This is a genomic window from Nocardia jiangsuensis (genome assembly GCF_042650385.1).
GTDB lineage: Bacteria > Actinomycetota > Actinomycetes > Mycobacteriales > Mycobacteriaceae > Nocardia > Nocardia jiangsuensis.
Map to the genome: position 1 here is coordinate 85,803 of NZ_JBHSAX010000023.1, position 17,582 is coordinate 103,384.

Here is a 17,582-nt window from a genome sequence, read left to right on the forward strand (position 1 = left end):
CCGCCATCGGTCAGAGATCGTCGGGCAGCAGGCGGAACGCGGAATGGCTGGAGAGCGGGGTGATCGCACGAAAATCGCGACGGTCGAGCGTCAGCACGTCCGCCGTCTCGTATCGCTCGGCCACGGCGACGTTGACCGCGTCGGCGAGGTCCAGATCCAGAGCCAGGTAGCGGTTCTGCACCTTGTGCGCGACCCGCAGCACCTCCGCCGTGACGGCGGGCACCTCCACCCGCCCGGCACGTTCTTGCGCCAGGAGCCAATCATTGACGGCGTAGGCAGCCCGACGATTGATATTGCGGGTGGTGATGTGCTCGATCTCGAGCATCACGAGCGGCGAGACAACTGTCAGCGCGGCGTGCTGTAGCGCCACGCGCGCGTTGGAATGCTCCGGATCGGAGGCATTGAAGGCGGCGACCAGACCCGAGGTGTCACCGACGACGATCATCCGGCGTCGGAGCCGGAATCAGCGATCCCGTCGCGCACGACGCTGTCGATTTCCTCCGCGGTCACCGCGTGCCCATAGTCGAGCACCGGGATGTCCCAGGCATCGTCCCACCTGCGAGTGCGTACCGCGGCCAGGTGAAAGGCCTCGCGGAAGTACTCGGACTCGGGCCGTCCCTCGCGGGCTGCGGCGAGTTTCACCAAAGCGAGATCCGCCTCATCGACCATCACCGTCGTCTTCTTCAGAGCCATATGGTTATGGTACCTGCACCATAACCCACTTCAGGCCAGCTCCTCGATCTTCGCGGCCAGCTCTGCGCCGGTCAGCGGCTCTCGCGCGATGACCGCGATCGTGTCGTCCCCGGCAATCGTCCCCACAATCCACGGCAGCGCCGCTCGATCCAACGCGCTCGCCAGGTAGTGTGCAGCCCCCGGCGGGGTGCGGAGGACGGCCAGGTTTCCACTGGCGTCGGTGGAGACGAGCAGGTCGCCGAGGAGTTTGGAGAGGCGGTCGGTGCCGCCGGTGACGCCGCGGACCGGGCTCCCGTCCTCGGGAACGACGTAGACGCCCGCTCCCCCATCGGCGGCGCGAAGCTTGACGGCCCCGAGCTCGTCCAGATCACGGGAGAGGGTGGCCTGGGTGGTCTCGATGCCTTCGGCCGCGAGCATGGCGGCCAGCTCGCCCTGGCTGCGAACGGGATTGGCGGCGAGCAGCTCGATGATGCGGGATTGCCGTCCGGCCCGGGTCCGCGCGATGGCGGGGCCCCGGCCGGACTGGCTTCGGGGAACGCTCACTGTCGGGCCCGTTTCTCCAGCAGCCAGACCAGCAGCGCCTTCTGGGCGTGCAGGCGGTTCTCGGCCTCGTCCCAGACGGCGCTGTGCGGGCCGTCGAGCACCTCGTCGGTGACCTCCTCGCCGCGGTGCGCCGGGAGGCAGTGCAGGACAACGACGTCCGGGGCGGCCAGAGCGAGCAGGGCGGCGTTGATCTGGAAGGGGCGGAAGGGGCCGACGCGGTCGAGGCCGTCGTTCTCCTGGCCCATGCTGGTCCAGGTGTCGGTGACCAGGACGTCGGCGCCGGTGGCGGCGGCGATCGGGTCGTCGGTGACGAGCACGGTCGCGCCGGTCTCGGCAGCGCGCTTCGTGGCTGCGGCGAGGACCGCGGGGTCGGGGACGAAGCCGGTGGGCGCGGCGATCACCACGTTCAACCCGGCGGTTACGCCGCCGAGCAGCAGGGAGTGCGCCATGTTGTTGGCGCCGTCGCCGAAGTAGGCCAGGGTGCGGCCGGACAGCGAGCCCAGCCGTTCACGGAGGGTCAGCAGATCGGCGAGGACCTGGCAGGGGTGGAATTCGTCGGAGAGGGCGTTGACGATCGGGACGGTGGCCGCCTCGGCCATCTGCTCCAGGCGGGCCTGGGCGAAGGTGCGCCACACGACGGCGTCGACGTAGCGGGAGAGGACGCGGCCGGTGTCGGCGAGGGTCTCCTCGCGGCCGAGCTGGGTGTCGCGGCCGTCGACGACCACCGCGTGGCCGCCGAGCTGGGCGATGCCGACCTCGAAGGAGAACCTCGTGCGGGTGGAGTTCTTCTCGAAGATCACGCCGACGCCGCGCGGGCCGTCGAGGGGCCTGCGGGAGAACGGGGCTGCCTTGAGTTCCGCTGCGAGGGCGAGGATCTCGGCTTGCTCGGCGGGGGTGATGTCGTCGTCGCGGAGGAAGTGGCGCAGTCCGGCGGCCGGCACGGCGCCCACCTCGGAGGCGGGGCCGGTGCCGGTGAAGGCGGCCGAGGCGGCGGCTCCGATCGGTGTCACGGAGCCGGTGTCGGCGGATTCCGAGGTCACGCTTCCTCCTTGGCGTCGGCGGCGGCGGCATCCAGGATCGCGGGCAGATCCGCGACGAAACTCTCCGCCTGGGTTTCGGTGAGCACGAGCGGCGGGGCGAGCCGGATGGTGTCCGGCTTGGGGGCGTTCACCAGGTAGCCGGCCTCGCGGGCACGCGCCTCGACGAAGCCGGAGATACCGCGGCGAAGCCCGATGCCGAGCAGCAGCCCGGCACCGCGCACGTGATCCACCTCGGGGTGCTCGAGCAGCTCGATACCGTCGACGAGCCGCTTGCCCACCGACTCGACGTGCGCGAGCAGCCCCTCCTCGTCGATGGTGCGCAGCACGGCCAGCGCGGCGGCCGCGCAGACGGGGTTGCCGCCGAAGGTGGTGCCGTGCGCGCCGGGCTGGAGCAGGTCGGCGGCGGTGCCGCGGGCGAGGACGGCGCCGATGGGAAGGCCACCGCCGAGGCCCTTGGCCAGGGTGATCACATCCGGGACGATGCCGGCGGTGTGGTGGGCGTAGAAGGCGCCGGTGCGGCCGATGCCGGTCTGTACCTCGTCCAGGATCAGCAGGGCGCCGTGCCGCGAGGTGATCTCGCGGGCCTTGGCGAGGTAGTCGATGGGCGGGACGATCACGCCGCTCTCGCCGAGGATGGGCTCCAGCACCACAGCGGCGGTGTGCTCGTCCACCGCGGCCTCCAGCGCGGCGGCGTCGCCGTACGGGATGTGCCGCACGCCGGGGGGCATGGGCGCGAACGGCTCTCGCTTGGCGGGCTGGCCGGTGAGCGCCAGCGCGCCCATGGTCCGGCCGTGGAACGCCTCCTCACAGGCCACGATGTTCGGCCGCCCGGTCAAACGCGCGATCTTGAACGCGGCCTCGTTGGCCTCGGCGCCGGAGTTGCAGAAGAAGGCGCGCCCCTCGCCGAACTGGGCGAGCAGCCGCTCGGCCAGCTCGATCACCGGCTCGCTGACATACAGGTTGGAGACGTGCCCGAGCGTCCCGAGCTGCTGGGTGACCGCGGCCAGGATGGCGGGGTGCGCGTGGCCGAGGCTGTTCACCGCGATGCCGCCGAGGAAGTCGAGGTAGCGCTTGCCGTCGGCGTCGTAGACCACGGCGCCCGCGCCGCGCACCAGCGCGATCTCGGGGGTGCCGTAGTTGTTCATCAGGGCGGCGTTCCACCGGCCCTGCAGGTCGGCCGAGCTCATATCGTCTCCTCGGGGGTCACCATGGTGCCGATTCCTTCTCCGGTGAACAGTTCCAGCAGCACCGAGTGCGGAACGCGGCCGTCGATCACGTGCGCGGTCGGGACGCCGCCCTGCACCGCGCGCAGACAGGCCTCCATCTTGGGGACCATGCCCGCGTCCAGCCGGGGCAGCAGCGTGGCCAGCGCGGCGGCGCCGATCTCGGTGGTCAGCGAGGAGCGGTCCGGCCAGTCGGTGTAGAGGCCCTCGACGTCGGTGAGGACCACCAGTTTCTCGGCGCCGATGCCTTCGGCGAGCGCGGCGGCGGCGGTGTCGGCGTTGATGTTGTGCACGACGCCGTCGATGTCGGGGGCGATGGTGGAGACCACCGGGATGCGGCCCGCGCCGATCAGGTCGAGCACGGCGTCGGGGTTGACCTCGGTGACGTCGCCGACCAGCCCGATATCGGTGGCCTCGCCGTCCACGAGCACGGTGCGGCGGGTAGCCGTGAAGAGCCCGGCGTCCTCGCCGGAGATCCCGACGGCGTACGGGCCGTGCGCGTTGATCAGCCCGACCAGCTCGCGGCCGACCTGCCCGAACAGCACCATCCGCACCACGTCCATGACCTCGGGCGTGGTCACCCGGAAGCCACCGCGGAACTCACCCTGCAACCCGAGTTTGCCGAGCATGGCGGTGATCTGCGGGCCGCCGCCGTGCACCACGACCGGGTGCACGCCGACGGTGCGCAGGAAGGCCATGTCGGCGGCGAAGGCGCGCTTGAGCCCGTCGTCGACCATGGCGTTGCCGCCGTACTTGACCACGACGACCTTGTCCCGGAACTTCTGCAGCCAGGGCAGCGCCCCGGCCAGCACGTGCGCCTTGTCCAGCGCGCTGAGGTCGTGCGCGATCCCGGTCACGAGCTGTAGGCCGAGTTCTCTTCGACGTAGCCGTGCGAGAGGTCGGTGGTGCGGATGGTCGCGGTGCCGTCGCCGAACTTCAGGTCGACGACGACCTCGATATCGGGGCCGGAGAGGTCGGCCTCGCGGGCGCCGGGGACGCCGGCGCCGTCCACGCAGACCGGTCTCCCGTTGAAGGACACGGTGATCCGCTCGTGCTCCAGCGTCACCGGCGCCATGCCGACCGCGGCGAGCACCCGGCCCCAGTTCGGGTCGGAGCCGAAGAGCGCGGTCTTGACCAGGCTGTCCCTGGCGATGGTGCGCGCGGCGGTCAGCGCCTCGTCCTCGTCCAGCGCGCCGGTCACGGTGACCAGCACCCGCTTGGTGACGCCCTCGGCGTCGGCCATGAGCTGGGCGGCCAGGTCGTCGCAGACCGCGAAGACCGCGGCATCCAGCTCCTCCTGCGACGGGGTGACCTCGCTGGCGCCGCTGCCGAGCAGCAGCACGGTGTCGTTGGTGGAGCAGGAGCCGTCCACGTCGAGCCGGTCGAAGGTGCGCGCGGTGGCCTTGCGCAGCGCGGAGTCCAGCTGTTCGGCGGTGACCGCGGCGTCGGTGGTGAGCACGACCAGCATGGTGGCGAGCGAGGGGGCGAGCATGCCTGCGCCCTTGGCCATGCCGCCCACGTTCCACTTGGCACGGTGGTGGTAGGCGGCCTCTTTCGGCACGGTGTCGGTGGTCATGATGGCGTGCGCGGCGTCGGTGCCGCCGGAGAGCCCGCCGCCCATCTCGCGCACGATCTCGGTGATGGCGGGAACGATCTTGTCCATCGGCAGCCGGTCGCCGATCAGGCCGGTGGAGCAGACCGCGATCTCGCCCGCGCCGGTCTCGGTGCCCCAGCTGCTCAGCGCGGCGGCCAGCTCCTCGGCGGTGCGGTGCGTGTCCTGGAACCCGGCCGGGCCGGTACAGGCGTTGGCGCCACCGGAATTCAGGATCACCGCGCGCAGCCTGCGGGCGGTGAGCACCTGCTGCGACCACAGCACCGGCGCGGCCTTGACCTTGTTCCTGGTGAACACCCCGGCGGCGGCGTACTCCGGGCCCTCGTTGAAGACCAGCGCCAGGTCCGGCCTGCCGCTGGCCTTGATCCCGGCGGCGATCCCGGCGGCGCGGAAGCCGAGCGGCGCGGTCACCCCCTGGGTGCGGACCAGCCTGCCTGCTTCGGTCGTCGTCACGGTGCCACTCCTACGGTGGGAAGCCCGGCGGTCTCGTCGAAACCGACGGCGAGGTTCATGGATTGCACCGCGGCGCCCGCGGTGCCCTTGGTCAGGTTGTCGATCGCGCCGACCACCACCAGCAGCCCGGCGTCGGTATCGACGGCCACCTGCAGGGTGACGGCGTTGGAGCCGAGCACGGCGCCGGTCGAGGGCAGCGCGCCCTCGGGCAGCAGGTGCACGAAGGGTTCGGCGGCGTAGGCCTTCTCGTAGGTGGCGCGCACCTCGGCGAGATCGGCGGTGGTCGGGGCGGTGCAGGTGGCGAGGATGCCGCGCGGCATCGGGGCGAGCACCGGGGTGAAGGAGACCGCGACCGGAGTCCCCGCGGCGGCGCTCAGGTTCTGCGCGATCTCGGGGGTGTGCCGGTGCGCGCCCGCGATGCCGTAGGCGCGGGCCGAGCCCATGACCTCGGAGCCGAGCAGCCCGACGTCGAGTTTCCTTCCGGCGCCCGAGGTTCCGCTCACCGCGACCACGGTGGCGTTCGGCTCGGCGAGCCCGGCGGCGAAGGCGGGGGCGAGCGCGAGGCTGGCGACGGTCGGGTAGCAGCCGGGCACCGCGATCCGGCGGGCGCCGCGCAACTGTTCCCGGTTGTCGCCGAGCTCGGGCAGGCCGTAGGGCCAGGTGCCCGCGTGCTCGCCGCCGTACCAGCGCTGCCAGGCGGCGGCGTCGTGCAGCCGGAAGTCGGCGCCGCAGTCGATGATCACGGTGGACTCGGGGAGGGTGTTCGCCAGCGCGGCGGACTGGCCGTGCGGCAGCCCGAGGAAGACCACGTCGTGCCCGGCCAGCTCGTCGACGGTGGTGGCGGTGAGCACCCGGCCGGCCAGCGGATGCAGGTGCGGCTGCAGCGAGCCGAGCGGCGCCCCGGCATTGGAACCCGCGGTCAGCGCCCCGATCTCGAGGCGCCCGCGTCGGTACTCGGGGTGCTCCAGCAGTAGACGCAGGACCTCACCGCCCGCGTACCCGCTCGCTCCGGCCACCGCGACCCGCAGGGTCCCGTTCGAGGAATCAACCATGTGATGATTATGCACGACTGTGCAAGCTCATTCACGCCCGGGGCGCACCTCCAGGGTACGCAGGAGTGGTACGAGTTCTCAGTTCTTCCGCTCGACCCGCTCCCCCGCGCCCGGGGTCCACACCGCGATCTCCATCTGGCCGTCGACCAGCTCCACGGTGGAGCCGCCGGTCAGCCGGTCGGCGACGAAGAAGTGATCGAATTCCCTGCCCCGGATGTCGAAGCCGGTCTCCTCGAACAGGTGCTGCGCGAAGCGGGTGTGCAGCTCCCGGTCCGGCAGGTCGGTGACGCTGCCGAAGAGCTTGGCGTCGCCGTCGCCGACCATCGGATCGGCGGTGGCGGTGTGCAGGCAGAACCGGGGGTCGCGGAGCAGATCGGCGAACTTGCGGGTGTTCGGCATGCCCGCGAGCACCAGCATGTCCTCGAAGACGCGCGGCTCGATCGGGCTGATCCGCGGCGAGCCGTCGGCGCGCAGGGTGCCGAGCAGGCAGAGGTTGCCGGTGGCGCGGTGCCTGCGGGTGAAGACTTCGGCGACCCGCGGCGCTTCGTCCAGGAACTGCTTCCAGGTGGTCATGGGGCGACGGTACGACCGCATGTTGACACCTGCTGTCAGGGTTGCCCGGATAGTGTCGGTCGATGCGCGCGAGCCGACTCCTCCGCCTGCTGCTGCTCCTGCAGACCAGGGGCCGGTGCACGGCATCCCAGCTGGCCGCCGAGCTGGAGGTGTCGGTGCGGACGGTGTACCGCGACGTCGACGCGCTCTCCGCCTCCGGGGTCCCGGTCTACACCGAGCCGGGCCGCGCGGGCGGCATCCGGCTGCTGGACGGGTACCGCACCCGGATCACCGGACTGAACCCGGACGAGGCCGACGCGGTGCTGCTCGCCGGGCAGCCCGGTGCCGCCGCCGACCTCGGGCTCGGCACCGTGCTGGCGACCGCGCAGCTCAAGGTGCTCGCCGCGCTGCCGCCGGAGCTGCGCGGGCGGGCCACCCGGATCGCCGAGCGGGTGCACGTGGACGCCGCGGGCTGGTTCCACCGGCCGGACCGCACGCCGGCGCTGGCGGTCGTCACCGAGGCGCTGTGGGCGGACCGGCTGCTGGAGATCGGGTACGAGCGCGGGGACGCGGTGGTGCGGCGGCGGGTCGGGCCGCTCGGGCTGGTGCTCAAGGCGGGGACCTGGTACCTGGTGGCGCTGGCCGGTGGTTCGGTGCGGTCGTACCGGGTCGGGCGGATCGCCGAGGCGACCGATACCGGCGAGACCTTCGCCCGGCCCGCCGATTTCGACCTCGCCGCGCACTGGGAGCGGGCGGCGGACGAGTTCGCCAGGACCATGCTCCGGGTGTCCGCGCGCTGCCGGATCGACGCCGCGCAGCTGTCGCTGCTCCGGCTCGGCTTCGAGCCCGCCGCCGTGGCGGACGCCGTCGCCTCGGCGGACGAGCCCGATGCCGAGGGGTGGGTGCGGGTGACGGTGGCGGCGGAGTCGTACGAGGTGATGGCGCACGGGTTGCTGCCGCTCGGGGCGTATGCGGAGGTGCTGGAGCCGCCGGAGTTGCGCGCGGTCATGGCCGGGACGGCGGCGGCGATGGCGCGCCGGTACGCGGAGTGATGCCGCGCAACTCCTGCGGGTCGACCTGGAAGCTGCCGCACCGCCGGCTCCGGCGTCCGACGAGCGTGACGATGCGCGACGGATGGCTCTCGGCGATCTCGGCGGCGGACAGTGCGGGGGCGTCCCGCGTGACACCGCCGCACAGTGACGCCGGTCACGCTACCTCCGCCGCGACCTCCTCCGGAGACCACTCCAGCATCGCGGCCATGGCATTCAGCTGCGCACGCGCCGGGGTGCGCCGCATGACCGCGTCGCGCAGCGCGACCACCGGGCCCGCCGACAGCTGCCCGGCCCGGCCCAGCCGCCGCGCCCGCGCGGCGATCCACTGGGTGCGCGGGCGGCGCAGGGCGTCGTAGCGGCGCAGGTCGCCGTCGGCGGCGAGGATCGCGCCGAGCGTGACCGCGTCCTCCAGCGCCTGGCAGGCGCCCTGGCCGAGGTCGGGGGTCATGGCGTGCGCGGCGTCGCCGACCAGGGCGATGCGGCCCGCGGTGAAGCGCGGGAGCGCGGGGAGGTCGTAGATGTCGTGGCGGAGGACCCCGGCCGGGTCGGCGGCGGCGAGGAGGGCCGGGATGGGGTCGTGCCAGTCGGCGAAGCGGCGGCGGAGTTCGGCGAGTTCACCGGCCGCGGGCTCGGTCGACGGGGCGGCGTTCGCGGTGGCGAAGCAGTAGACCCGGCCGCCCGCCAGCGGCGCGAAGCCGAAGCGCTGCCCGCGCCCCCAGCTCTCACCGAACTCGGTGACCGGCGCGGACGGCGTCACCACCGTGCGCCACGCGGTGTACCCCGCGTAGCGCGGCGCGACCTCGCCCGCCACGGCCCGCCGCAGCACGCTGCGGATACCGTCCGCGCCGACGACCAGCTCGGCGGCGCGCTCCCCCTCCGCGGTGACCACCCGCCCGGACTCGTCCGCCCCCGTGACCCCGACCCCGGTGCGCAGCACCCCCGCGGGCAGCGCGTCCCGCAGGATCGCCATGAGCTCGGCCCGGTGCACCACGATCGGCTCCCCGAACCGCTCCCGCAGGGCAGCGGCGTCCGCCCGCAGCAGCAACCGCCCGGCGTCGTTCCGGATCCCGCCGGAGGCACCGGAGACCGCGCGCGCCCGCACCGCCGCCCCCACCCCGAGCGCGTCGAGCGCCCGAATCGCATTGGGCCACAGCGAGAGCCCGGACCCGACCACGGCCTGCTCCGGCGCCCGCTCCAGCACCAGCGGCCGCTTCCCGGCCCGCAGTGCGGCGAGCGCGGTCGCCAGCCCGCCGATTCCACCTCCGACGATCAGTACCTCGTCCATCCGGCCCACTCCTTCTGTTCACTACCGATGTAGTGGAATCTACTACATCGGTAGTGTCTAGCACTACCCCTGTAGTATTCCGGCGTGACCGGCAAACGGACCCTCGTGCTCGACACCGCCCTGCGCCTGCTCGGCGAACGCGGCCCGCGCGCGCTCACGCACCGCGCGGTGGACGAGGCGGCCGGGCTGCCCGCGGGCTCCGCCTCGAACTACTTCCGCACCCGCGCCGCGCTACTCATCGGCATCACCGGGCGCCTGGAGGAACGCGACCGCGCGGCCTGGGATCGCGCCCCCACCCCGCGCGACACCGCCGAGCTGGTGGAGGTGCTCTGCGCGGTACTCCGCCACGCCGTCACCGCGGACGAACCAGCCACCCGCGCCCGCTACGCCCTCACACTCGAGGCGCGCGAGCTCCCCGAGGTGTGGGAGGCCCTGCGCGCCGGGCACCTCCGGCTCACCACCTGGCTCACCGGCCACCTCCGCGCGGCCACCGGCGACGCCGCGATCCCGGAGGCCGCGGTCCGCCCGCTGATCGACTACATCGACGGCTTCGCCCTGCACCACGCCCTGATCGGCGCCTTCGACACCGCGACGGTGCGATCGACGCTGCGCACCCTCGTCACCGCCGCGACCACCCTTGACCTGAAGCAAAGTTGAGCTTCTAGCGTCGTCGTCGACGAGAGGAGTTCGACGATGACAACACTGGTGACCGGCGCGACCGGCAACACCGGCCGACATGTGGTGCGCGAGCTGACGAGGCGGGGAGAGCGGGTCCGGGCGCTCACCCGGAACCCCGCCGCGGCCGCGGGGCTGTTCGCGCCGGAGGTGGAGCTGGTGGCGGGCACGCACATCGCTCCGGAGACGCTGGAGCCCGCCATCGACGGGGTCGACCGCATGCACATCACGGTGACCTCGGGGCTCGCCGAGGCCGGTCCCGAGCTGGTGCGAAGGGCGGTCGACGCGGGCGTGCGGCGGATCACCGTGGTGTGGGGCGGCGGGGTCGGGCCGGTCGAGCGGGCGGTGGCGGATTCCGGGGTGGAGTGGACCCGCCTGGAACCGCAGGAGTTCATGTCGAACACGCTGACCTGGATCGACGCCGTGCGCGGCGAAGGCATCGTGCGCGAACCCTACGACTTTCCCAGCGCACTGGTGCATGAGGCGGACATCGGGGCCGTGGCTGCGGTGGCGCTGCTCGACGACGGCCACGCGGGCCGTGCCTACAACCTCACCGGACCGCGGTCGCTCACGCCGCGGGAGCGGATCGCGATCCTGTCCCTGGCTACGGGGCGCGAGATCGCCTTCGTCCCGATCACGCACGAGCAGGCCGTCGACCGGCTGACGGCCACCGGTGTACCCCGGGCGGATGCCGAGTACGTGATCGGCTGGTACGCCACCTCCGACCCGGCCTCACGGACCGTCGACGACACCGTCGAGCGGGTAACCGGCCGTCCGGCTCGAACTTTCGAACAGTGGGCGGCCGAGCACGCGGACCGCTTCCGGTAGCCAGCGGTCACCGGCCGTCCGCCGACCGGCTGACGGATCGGGGTGCGCGGCGCGGGAAATCCCCGCGCGGCGCCCGGCGTGGTCGCGGCATTCCGTGCCGACGCCGCGCACGCGGCCGACGATCCCGGATTCCGTGCTGTGATCACCGAACTCGGTACCCGCAGCGCGGAGTTCGCCGAGCTCTGGGCACGACACGACGTGGCGGCGCCGGTGCAGGCGGTCAAGGAGGTGCACCATCCGGAACTCGGCGCGCTCACCTTCGACGCCACGGCCCTTGCCGTCGTGGACCGGCCCGGCCAGTTCCTCGAGCTCTACGACCCGCGCCCCGGCACCCCGACCGCACAGCGCATGGAGCTGCTGGCCGGGCGCTGAGCGGTCGCAGCGTGGTGTCGGCAGACCCATGATCAGCACGCTCTGGCCCCGGTGCCGCGCACTGCGCAGCCTGGATCCCATGACGCACAACGCTTCCGCTTCCCCCGACTCCGTCGCGCTGGTGACCGGAGGTACCAGCGGTATCGGCCTCGCCGTCGCGCGCAGGCTGCTCGACGAGGGCGCGTTGGTGGTGATCACCGGGCGCGACGAGCACCGGCTCGCGGCCGCTACGGCCGAGCTCGGCGAGCGCGCCCTCCCGGTCCGCGCCGATGTCGCCGAGCTCGGCGACCTGACCGCGCTCACCGAGCACATCCGGGACCGCTTCGGCAGGCTCGACGTCCTGTTCGCCAATGCCGGGATCGCCGCCATCCGGCCCGTCACCGAGGTCACGCCCGTCGAGCTCGACGAGTTCGTCGCGGTCACCCTGCGGGCGTGTACTTCACGGTGCGGCAGGCGATTCCGCTGTTCGCGGCGGGCGGTGCCGTGGTCGTCAACGCCTCGTGGACGCGGCTGCGCGGCCTGGTGGCCGCCGCTCCGCGCGCGCTCGGCCGAGCGCTACCCCGAGTTCCGCAGCGCCGTCGCCAGCCCGTTCATGGTGAGCAGGATCCCCCGCTTGACCAGCTCCTGATCGTCCCCGGCGCGCAGTCGGCGCAGCAGCTCGACCTGCATCTGGTTCAGCGGCTCCAGGTACGGGAAGCGGTTGTGGATGGACTCGGCCAGCGAGGCGTTGTCGGCGAGCAGGTGGTCGTTGCCGGTGACGGCGGCGTGCATGCGGATGGTGCGGGCGTGTTCGTCTCGGATCATGCCGAAGATGCGCTCCCGGAGCGCGGCGTCGGTGACCAGCTCGGCGTACCGCTCGGCGATCGCGAGATCGGTCTTGGCGAGCACCTGGGCCAGGTTGGAGAGCACCGTGCGGAAGAACGGCCAGCGCCGGTAGAGCTCGGTGAGCACGGCGAGCCGGTCCGGGTCGCCGTCCACCCACTGCTCCAGCGCGGTGCCGGTGCCGTACCAGCCGGGCAGCATCACCCTGGCCTGGCTCCAGGCCATCACCCAGGGAATCGCGCGCAGGTCGGAGACGGAGTTGGTGGGTTTGCGGGAGGCCGGGCGGCTGCCGATGTTCAGGTCGCCGACCTCGGCCACCGGGGTGGACTGGCGGAAGTACTCGACGAACCCGGGCTCGTCGTGCACCAGCGCGGCGTAGGCGGCGCGGGCGCGGGCGGCCAGCTCGTCCATGAGCTCGTAGGAGGGCTCCGCGGCCGGTCCGAGCCCCTCCACGTCGAGCAGCGTCGACTCCAGGGTCCCGGCGATGAGCGACTCCAGATTGCGATGCGCCGCACCGGGTTCCGCGTACTTGGCGGCGATCACCTCGCCCTGCTCGGTGAGGCGGAGCGCGCCGCGCACGGCCCCCGCGGGCTGGGCCAGGATGGCGTCGTAGCTGCGCCCGCCGCCACGGCCGACGGTGCCGCCGCGGCCGTGGAAGAGCCGCAGCCGGATCCCGGTCTCGCGCGCCACCTCGACCAGCTCCAGCTCGGCCCGGTAGAGCGCCCAGTTGGCGGCGAGGTAGCCGCCGTCCTTGTTGGAGTCGGAGTAGCCGAGCATGATTTCCTGGCGCATTCCGGCGCCGGCCACCAGCTCCCGGTACACCGGAACGTCCAGCGCCGCGGCCAGGGTCGTGGCGCCGGCGGCCAGATCCTCGATGGTCTCGAAGAGCGGCACGATGCCGACCGGAGACGACGCCGGGCTGCCCGGCTCCAGAATGCCCGCCTCCTTGAGCAGCACCGCCGCCTCCAGCATGTCGCTCACCGAGGTGCACATGCTGATGATGTAGTTCGGCACCGCCTCGGCGCCGAAGGTCGCGATCACCTCGGCGGCCGCGCGGACGATGCCGAGTTCCTGGGTGGCCTTCTCGCTCAGCGCCGCGTGCGGGCCGAGCAGCGGCCTTCGGGTGCGGAGTTCGGCGGCGAGCAGCGCCACCCGCTCGTCCTCCGGCAGGCTCGGGTAGTCGGCGTGCACCCCGGCCCAGGCCAGGATCTCGGCCACCACCTGCTCGTGCACCTCGGAGTTCTGCCGCATGTCCAGGCTCTGCAGGTGGAAGCCGAAGGTCTCCAGCGCGAAGCGCAGCGCGGCCAGCCGGTCGTCGGCGAGCAGCCCGTCGCCGGCGGCGCGCATGGACTCGTCGACCGCGTCGAGATCGTCGAGCGCCTGCTGCGGGGTGTCGTACGGCTCGGCGCCGACGTCCGAACCGTGCACCGGCGCGGTGCCGAGCGCGCGCAGCGCGGTGGCGGTGAGCCGGTTCCGGATGGCGTGCAGCGCACGGCGATACGGCTCGTCGGCGTGCGTCTCCTGCTCCGGGTAGCCCGCCGCGGCCAGCCCGGCGACGCGCTCCGAGACCGGGACCAGCCGGGCCGACTGGGCCAGCACCTTCTCCAGCTCGGCCAGCTCGCGCAGGTACCGCTCGAAGGCGACGCTCGCCGCCTGCCCGGCCGCGGTGCGCACCACCTCGGCGGTGACGAACGGGTTGCCGTCGCGGTCGCCGCCGATCCACGAGCCGGGGCGCAGGATCGGCCGCCGCAGCAGCTCGACGCCGGGCCACCGGGCCCGCAGCGCGGCCCTGACCTCGGCGTTGATCGCCGGGATGACGTCGAAGAGGGTGAGTTCGTAGTAGCGCAGCCCGACGGCGATCTCGTCCTGGATCCGCAGCCGCGCCAGCCGGATCAGCGCGGTGCGCCAGAGCGCGAGCACCTGCCGCCGAATGTCGAGTTCCAGCGCGGCGCGCTCCCGCTCACCCTCGGCGAAGCGGCCGCGCTGCCGCATCAGCTCGGTGATCCTGGCCTGCCCGTCGAAGACGGTGCGGCGCCTGGTCTCGGTCGGGTGCGCGGTGATGACCGGGGCGACGAGGGCGTCGGAGAGCAGGTCGGCGACGGTCGGGCCGTCCAGCGCGGCGGCGTCCAGCTTGCGGTAGGTGGCGGCCAGCGAGGAGTCCTGCGGCGGCTCGCCCGCGCCGATGTGCACGGCGCGGCGGCGGTCGCGCTGCAGATCCTCGGCCAGGTTGGCGAGCAGCACGAAGTAGCTGAAGGCGCGGATCAGCGGGATCGCCACCGCCACGTCGACCCCGCGCAGCATCTCCGCCACGGCGCTGCGGTCGACCTCCTCGCGGCGGATCCGGAACGCCTCCTTGCGCACCCGCTCGATGAGGTCGAAGACCTCCGGCCCCTCGTGGTCCCGGATCGTGTCGCCGAGCACCTCGCCGAGGAAGCGGATGTCGTCGCGCAGCGGCCGGATGGCCTCGGGTTCGGTCTCGATCCTCGGGTCGCTCATACGCCGAGCGTATTGCGGCGGCCGCCGCCCCGATATGCGACGCGGCGCACATCGGGGGGAATTCACACGCTGGTCACGCCGATCAGCGCATGGGCCAGGCCCACGGTGGCTCGTCGAGCAAACCCTGGCCGGCCAGGTAGCTGCGGCCGTCGTCCTTGCGCAGCTCCAGCACCGAGGCCCGCTCCTCGCGCGCGAAGGCGGTGAGCAGCGCCGCGGCGTGCGTCACCACGATCACCTGGGTGTGCGCCGACGCGGTGACGATGAGGTCGGCGAGCGCGCTCATGAGCTCGGGGTGCAGGCTGGTCTCCGGCTCGTCCAGCACCAGCAGCTCGGGCGGGCGCGGGGTGAGCAGCGCCGCCACCACCAGCAGGTAGCGCAGGGTGCCGTCGGAGAGTTCGGCGGCCTCCAGCGGACGGCGCAGACCGGGCTGGTGCAGCCGCACGGTGAACCGGCCCGCGTGCGCGGCCACCTCGACCCGGCTGCCGGGGAACGCCTTGTCGACAGCGGCGTCCAGCTCGACCGCGTCGCCGATCTCCCTGATGGTCTGCAGCGCGGCGGCCAGGTCGGCGCCGTCGTGGCCGAGCCGGACCGTGCGGGTGCCGATCTGCGGGGCCCGCGCCGGCGCGCCCGCGTCGGTGCGCAGCCGGTCGTAGAAGCGCCAGCCGCGCACCCGGTCGCGCACGCTGAGCAGGTCGGGGGCGCGGCTCGGGTCGGAGAGCTCGCCGAGCATGCTGTCGAAGGAGCGCAGCGTGTGCGGCACGGTGTTCCAGCGCCTGCCGGTGCGCACCCGGACCACCGGGCCTGCCCGCTCGGTGAGCACCGTGGCCGGGCGCAGCATCGGCCCCGACCACACCGCCTCCGCCTTGATCTCCGGGTCGCGGTCGAACAGGGAGTCGGCGGGCGCCGGGATGCCGAGGTCGGCGGCGTAGCCGAAGTCGTCCGCGGCGAAGCCGACGCGCAGCGCCACCGGGGTGCCGTCCGCGGGGCGCCCCGGGCCTGCCCACAGCGTGGAGTCCAGCCCGCCCTCCCTGGCCAGCGCCGCCACCGCGCCGTTGCTCGCGAACTCGGCGAGCAGCCGCAGCACCCGGTACAGGCTGGATTTGCCGCTGCCGTTCGCCCCGGTGACCGCGGTGAGCGGGGTCAGCGGCACGATGAGGTGGCGCAGGGACCGGTAGTTCTCGACGGCGAGGACGGTGAGCACGTCGGCCACCGTAGCCCGACCCACGGCGGCAGCGGCGCGTAAGTCCCGGCGACACGCCCAGCGGTTCGGGGCGCCGAAAGGCGGGAGACCGGGCGGTTTTTCGCCTGGTCAGCCCGCGCCGAGGATGGCGAGCACCGGCTCCGAGAGGTAGAACGGCTCGAGTCGCTCGCGGATGAGCCCGGCCAGCACACCGTCCGCCTTGGCCCGCTCGATGACCGCGGGGCCGTAGCGCAGGATCTCGGTGCGCAGGTCGTCGCCGGTCAGCCCGAGCTCGGGGAGCAGCGCGGCGAGCGTGAACTCGCCGTACTTGCCGAGGAAGACGTCGACGCACTCGTCGAGCAGCAGCCCGAAGTACGGCTTCTCCCTCGTGGTCACCGCGATCTCGTAGCTGAGCAGCACCAGATCGCGCAGGTCCTGCTTGGTCAGGTACTCGCGCAGCCCGTGCACCGGCTCCCCGGCGTGCAGGTCCCAGAACTCCATGGCGGCGCTGTGCACGGGAGCGTCGCGCAGCACCTCGCGGATGGCGTTGTTGGTGCGCTCCAGGGCGAAGCGCGCGCCCTTGTCCGCCATGTCGCTGAGGAAGGCGTTGTCGGCGGCGGCTTTCCGCGCCCGGTTGGCGGCCGACTGGCCCAGCGAGACCAGCGAGCCGACGCCGGGGATCTTCTCCGCGCGCTGCCGGTTGGCCTGCATGAAGTCGTCGATCAGCTTGTCCACGAACTTCGAGGCGACGGTGGCGACCAGCGGGCTCTCGGTGAGCCGGGTCAGAATCCGCTCCTGCGCCTGGTGCATGCCGAGAATCTTCTCCAGCAGCGCCTCGACCGGCTGCCGCTCGACCACCTCGCCGAGCGTGTACTCGTCGTTCTCCGCGATGTGGGTGTAGATCGAGTCGGCGAAGACGCCGGACATGTCGGCGAAGACCGGGCTGCCGCCGATCAGGTCGACCACGGTCGCCACGGTCTGCTTGGCCTGCTCCGGGGCGACGACGTCGCGGACCAGGATGGTCTCGGCGACGCCGAGCACGGACCCGACGTCGCGGGCAACGACCTCGGCGAAGCGCTCGCCGGTCACCTCCGCGAGCAGGAAGTCGACCTGGGCGTCGAGGAGTCGTTCGGCGATCTCGCGCGGCTCGGGCATGTTCTCCACTCTCGTGTCGCCGAGCCGGCGGGTGTCACGGCCCGGAGGGTTCGTCGCGCATCGACTTCCGGATCTTGTCGAGGCGGTCGCGGGCCGCGTCCTCGCGCGCCTGCCACTGTTCTTCGACGCTGCGCTGAACGCTTGTCTCGCGTTCGAGCTCCTCCCGGCCCTGGGCGGTGCCGAAGCGCTGCTCGACCTTATCGCGAACGGAGTCGAATGTCGGCACGCCGGAGGCGGTATAGCCGCCGGTCGGCGGCGTTCCGGACATACCCTGCGGCGGTACCGGTACCGGCGGTACCGCGAACCCGCCGCCGACCTGCTGCGATCGGGGTGGCTGCTGCGGGACGGCACCGGCACCCGGCTGCGGGGTGTCCGGAATCACAACGGTGTCGAGCGGCCCGCCGGAGGTGGCCTGCTCGGTGAGCGCGGCGTAGACCCGCGCGAAGGAGGGGCGCTGCGCGGTGGCGCTGCGCAGCACGGCGAGCAGTTCGTCGTCCGGGAGCGCGGCGAGCAGCGCGGCGATTCCGGCTGAGTCGGTCATGCCACCAG

At 72.8% G+C, this 17,582-nt stretch carries 19 protein-coding genes; 5 read left to right on the forward strand and 14 right to left on the reverse strand.

Going from position 1 to position 17,582, the window contains the following annotated elements; genetic code table 11:
• Positions 1-10 precede the first annotated feature (10 nt).
• The 9 genes from ACFO0B_RS27790 to ACFO0B_RS27830 all read right to left on the reverse strand — a co-directional run bounded on the left by ACFO0B_RS27790 (position 11) and on the right by ACFO0B_RS27830 (position 7,189).
• On the reverse strand, positions 11-445 hold the full coding sequence (locus ACFO0B_RS27790; RefSeq protein WP_378616001.1) for a PIN domain-containing protein: 435 nt from the start codon (positions 443-445) through the stop codon (positions 11-13).
• A complete protein-coding gene (locus ACFO0B_RS27795; RefSeq protein ID WP_378616003.1) occupies positions 442-693 on the reverse strand; it encodes a CopG family transcriptional regulator in 252 nt (83 codons plus the stop codon). The genes ACFO0B_RS27790 and ACFO0B_RS27795 overlap by 4 nt, the downstream gene beginning before the upstream one ends.
• 30 nt (positions 694-723) lie before the next feature.
• The gene (locus tag ACFO0B_RS27800; RefSeq protein WP_378616005.1) at positions 724-1,236 is read right to left on the reverse strand and encodes an arginine repressor; all 513 of its coding nucleotides are present in this window, start codon (positions 1,234-1,236) and stop codon (positions 724-726) included.
• Positions 1,233-2,177, reverse strand: a complete 945-nt coding sequence (gene argF / locus ACFO0B_RS27805) for an ornithine carbamoyltransferase (protein ID WP_378616250.1) — start codon at positions 2,175-2,177, stop codon at positions 1,233-1,235. The genes ACFO0B_RS27800 and argF overlap by 4 nt, the downstream gene beginning before the upstream one ends.
• 95 nt (positions 2,178-2,272) lie before the next feature.
• Complete coding sequence (locus ACFO0B_RS27810) at positions 2,273-3,463, reverse strand: acetylornithine transaminase (RefSeq protein ID WP_378616007.1); 1,191 nt, start codon at positions 3,461-3,463, stop codon at positions 2,273-2,275.
• A complete protein-coding gene (gene argB, locus ACFO0B_RS27815) occupies positions 3,460-4,356 on the reverse strand; it encodes an acetylglutamate kinase (protein WP_378616009.1) in 897 nt (298 codons plus the stop codon). Before argB ends, ACFO0B_RS27810 begins: the two co-directional genes overlap by 4 nt.
• Entirely contained in the window at positions 4,353-5,564 is a 1,212-nt protein-coding gene (gene argJ / locus ACFO0B_RS27820) for a bifunctional glutamate N-acetyltransferase/amino-acid acetyltransferase ArgJ (RefSeq protein ID WP_378616010.1), read from the reverse strand. Before argJ ends, argB begins: the two co-directional genes overlap by 4 nt.
• A complete protein-coding gene (argC, locus tag ACFO0B_RS27825) occupies positions 5,561-6,616 on the reverse strand; it encodes an N-acetyl-gamma-glutamyl-phosphate reductase (RefSeq protein ID WP_378616012.1) in 1,056 nt (351 codons plus the stop codon). The genes argJ and argC overlap by 4 nt, the downstream gene beginning before the upstream one ends.
• Before the next feature lie 78 nt (positions 6,617-6,694).
• Positions 6,695-7,189 carry a pyridoxamine 5'-phosphate oxidase family protein gene (locus tag ACFO0B_RS27830; RefSeq protein ID WP_378616014.1) on the reverse strand — a complete coding sequence of 165 codons (495 nt, stop codon included), beginning with the start codon at positions 7,187-7,189 and terminating at the stop codon, positions 6,695-6,697.
• A 62-nt stretch (positions 7,190-7,251) separates the two neighbouring features.
• Between ACFO0B_RS27830 and ACFO0B_RS27835 the strand changes: the two genes are divergently transcribed.
• The gene (locus ACFO0B_RS27835) at positions 7,252-8,220 is read left to right on the forward strand and encodes a helix-turn-helix transcriptional regulator (RefSeq protein WP_378616016.1); all 969 of its coding nucleotides are present in this window, start codon (positions 7,252-7,254) and stop codon (positions 8,218-8,220) included.
• A gap of 154 nt (positions 8,221-8,374) precedes the next feature.
• On the opposite strand, the gene ACFO0B_RS27840 is transcribed toward ACFO0B_RS27835, so the two are convergent.
• Positions 8,375-9,505, reverse strand: coding sequence for an FAD-dependent monooxygenase (locus ACFO0B_RS27840; protein ID WP_378616018.1), 1,131 nt, complete (start codon positions 9,503-9,505; stop codon positions 8,375-8,377).
• Between the two features lie 84 nt (positions 9,506-9,589).
• Here ACFO0B_RS27840 and ACFO0B_RS27845 point away from each other — a divergent pair, with 84 nt between their 5' ends.
• The 4 genes from ACFO0B_RS27845 (at position 9,590) to ACFO0B_RS27860 (ending at position 12,008) form a co-directional block, all read left to right on the forward strand.
• Complete coding sequence (locus tag ACFO0B_RS27845; protein ID WP_378616020.1) at positions 9,590-10,162, forward strand: TetR/AcrR family transcriptional regulator; 573 nt, start codon at positions 9,590-9,592, stop codon at positions 10,160-10,162.
• 36 nt (positions 10,163-10,198) lie between these two features.
• On the forward strand, positions 10,199-11,008 hold the full coding sequence (locus ACFO0B_RS27850; protein WP_378616022.1) for an NmrA family NAD(P)-binding protein: 810 nt from the start codon (positions 10,199-10,201) through the stop codon (positions 11,006-11,008).
• 42 nt (positions 11,009-11,050) lie between these two features.
• The gene (locus ACFO0B_RS27855; protein ID WP_378616024.1) at positions 11,051-11,380 is read left to right on the forward strand and encodes an MmyB family transcriptional regulator; all 330 of its coding nucleotides are present in this window, start codon (positions 11,051-11,053) and stop codon (positions 11,378-11,380) included.
• 79 nt (positions 11,381-11,459) lie between these two features.
• Entirely contained in the window at positions 11,460-12,008 is a 549-nt protein-coding gene (locus ACFO0B_RS27860; RefSeq protein WP_378616026.1) for an SDR family oxidoreductase, read from the forward strand.
• Here ACFO0B_RS27860 and ppc read toward each other — a convergent pair.
• From ppc to ACFO0B_RS27880, 4 genes are all read right to left on the reverse strand, one after another.
• Complete coding sequence (gene ppc, locus ACFO0B_RS27865) at positions 11,936-14,698, reverse strand: phosphoenolpyruvate carboxylase (RefSeq protein WP_378616028.1); 2,763 nt, start codon at positions 14,696-14,698, stop codon at positions 11,936-11,938. The two genes, ACFO0B_RS27860 and ppc, sit on opposite strands and share 73 nt — an antisense overlap.
• 82 nt (positions 14,699-14,780) lie before the next feature.
• A complete protein-coding gene (locus ACFO0B_RS27870) occupies positions 14,781-15,899 on the reverse strand; it encodes an AAA family ATPase (RefSeq protein WP_378616030.1) in 1,119 nt (372 codons plus the stop codon).
• Between the two features lie 108 nt (positions 15,900-16,007).
• A complete protein-coding gene (locus ACFO0B_RS27875; protein WP_378616032.1) occupies positions 16,008-17,033 on the reverse strand; it encodes a hypothetical protein in 1,026 nt (341 codons plus the stop codon).
• Positions 17,034-17,067: 34 nt separating this feature from the next.
• Positions 17,068-17,574 carry a PspA/IM30 family protein gene (locus ACFO0B_RS27880; protein WP_378616034.1) on the reverse strand — a complete coding sequence of 169 codons (507 nt, stop codon included), beginning with the start codon at positions 17,572-17,574 and terminating at the stop codon, positions 17,068-17,070.
• Positions 17,575-17,582: the final 8 nt, after the last annotated feature.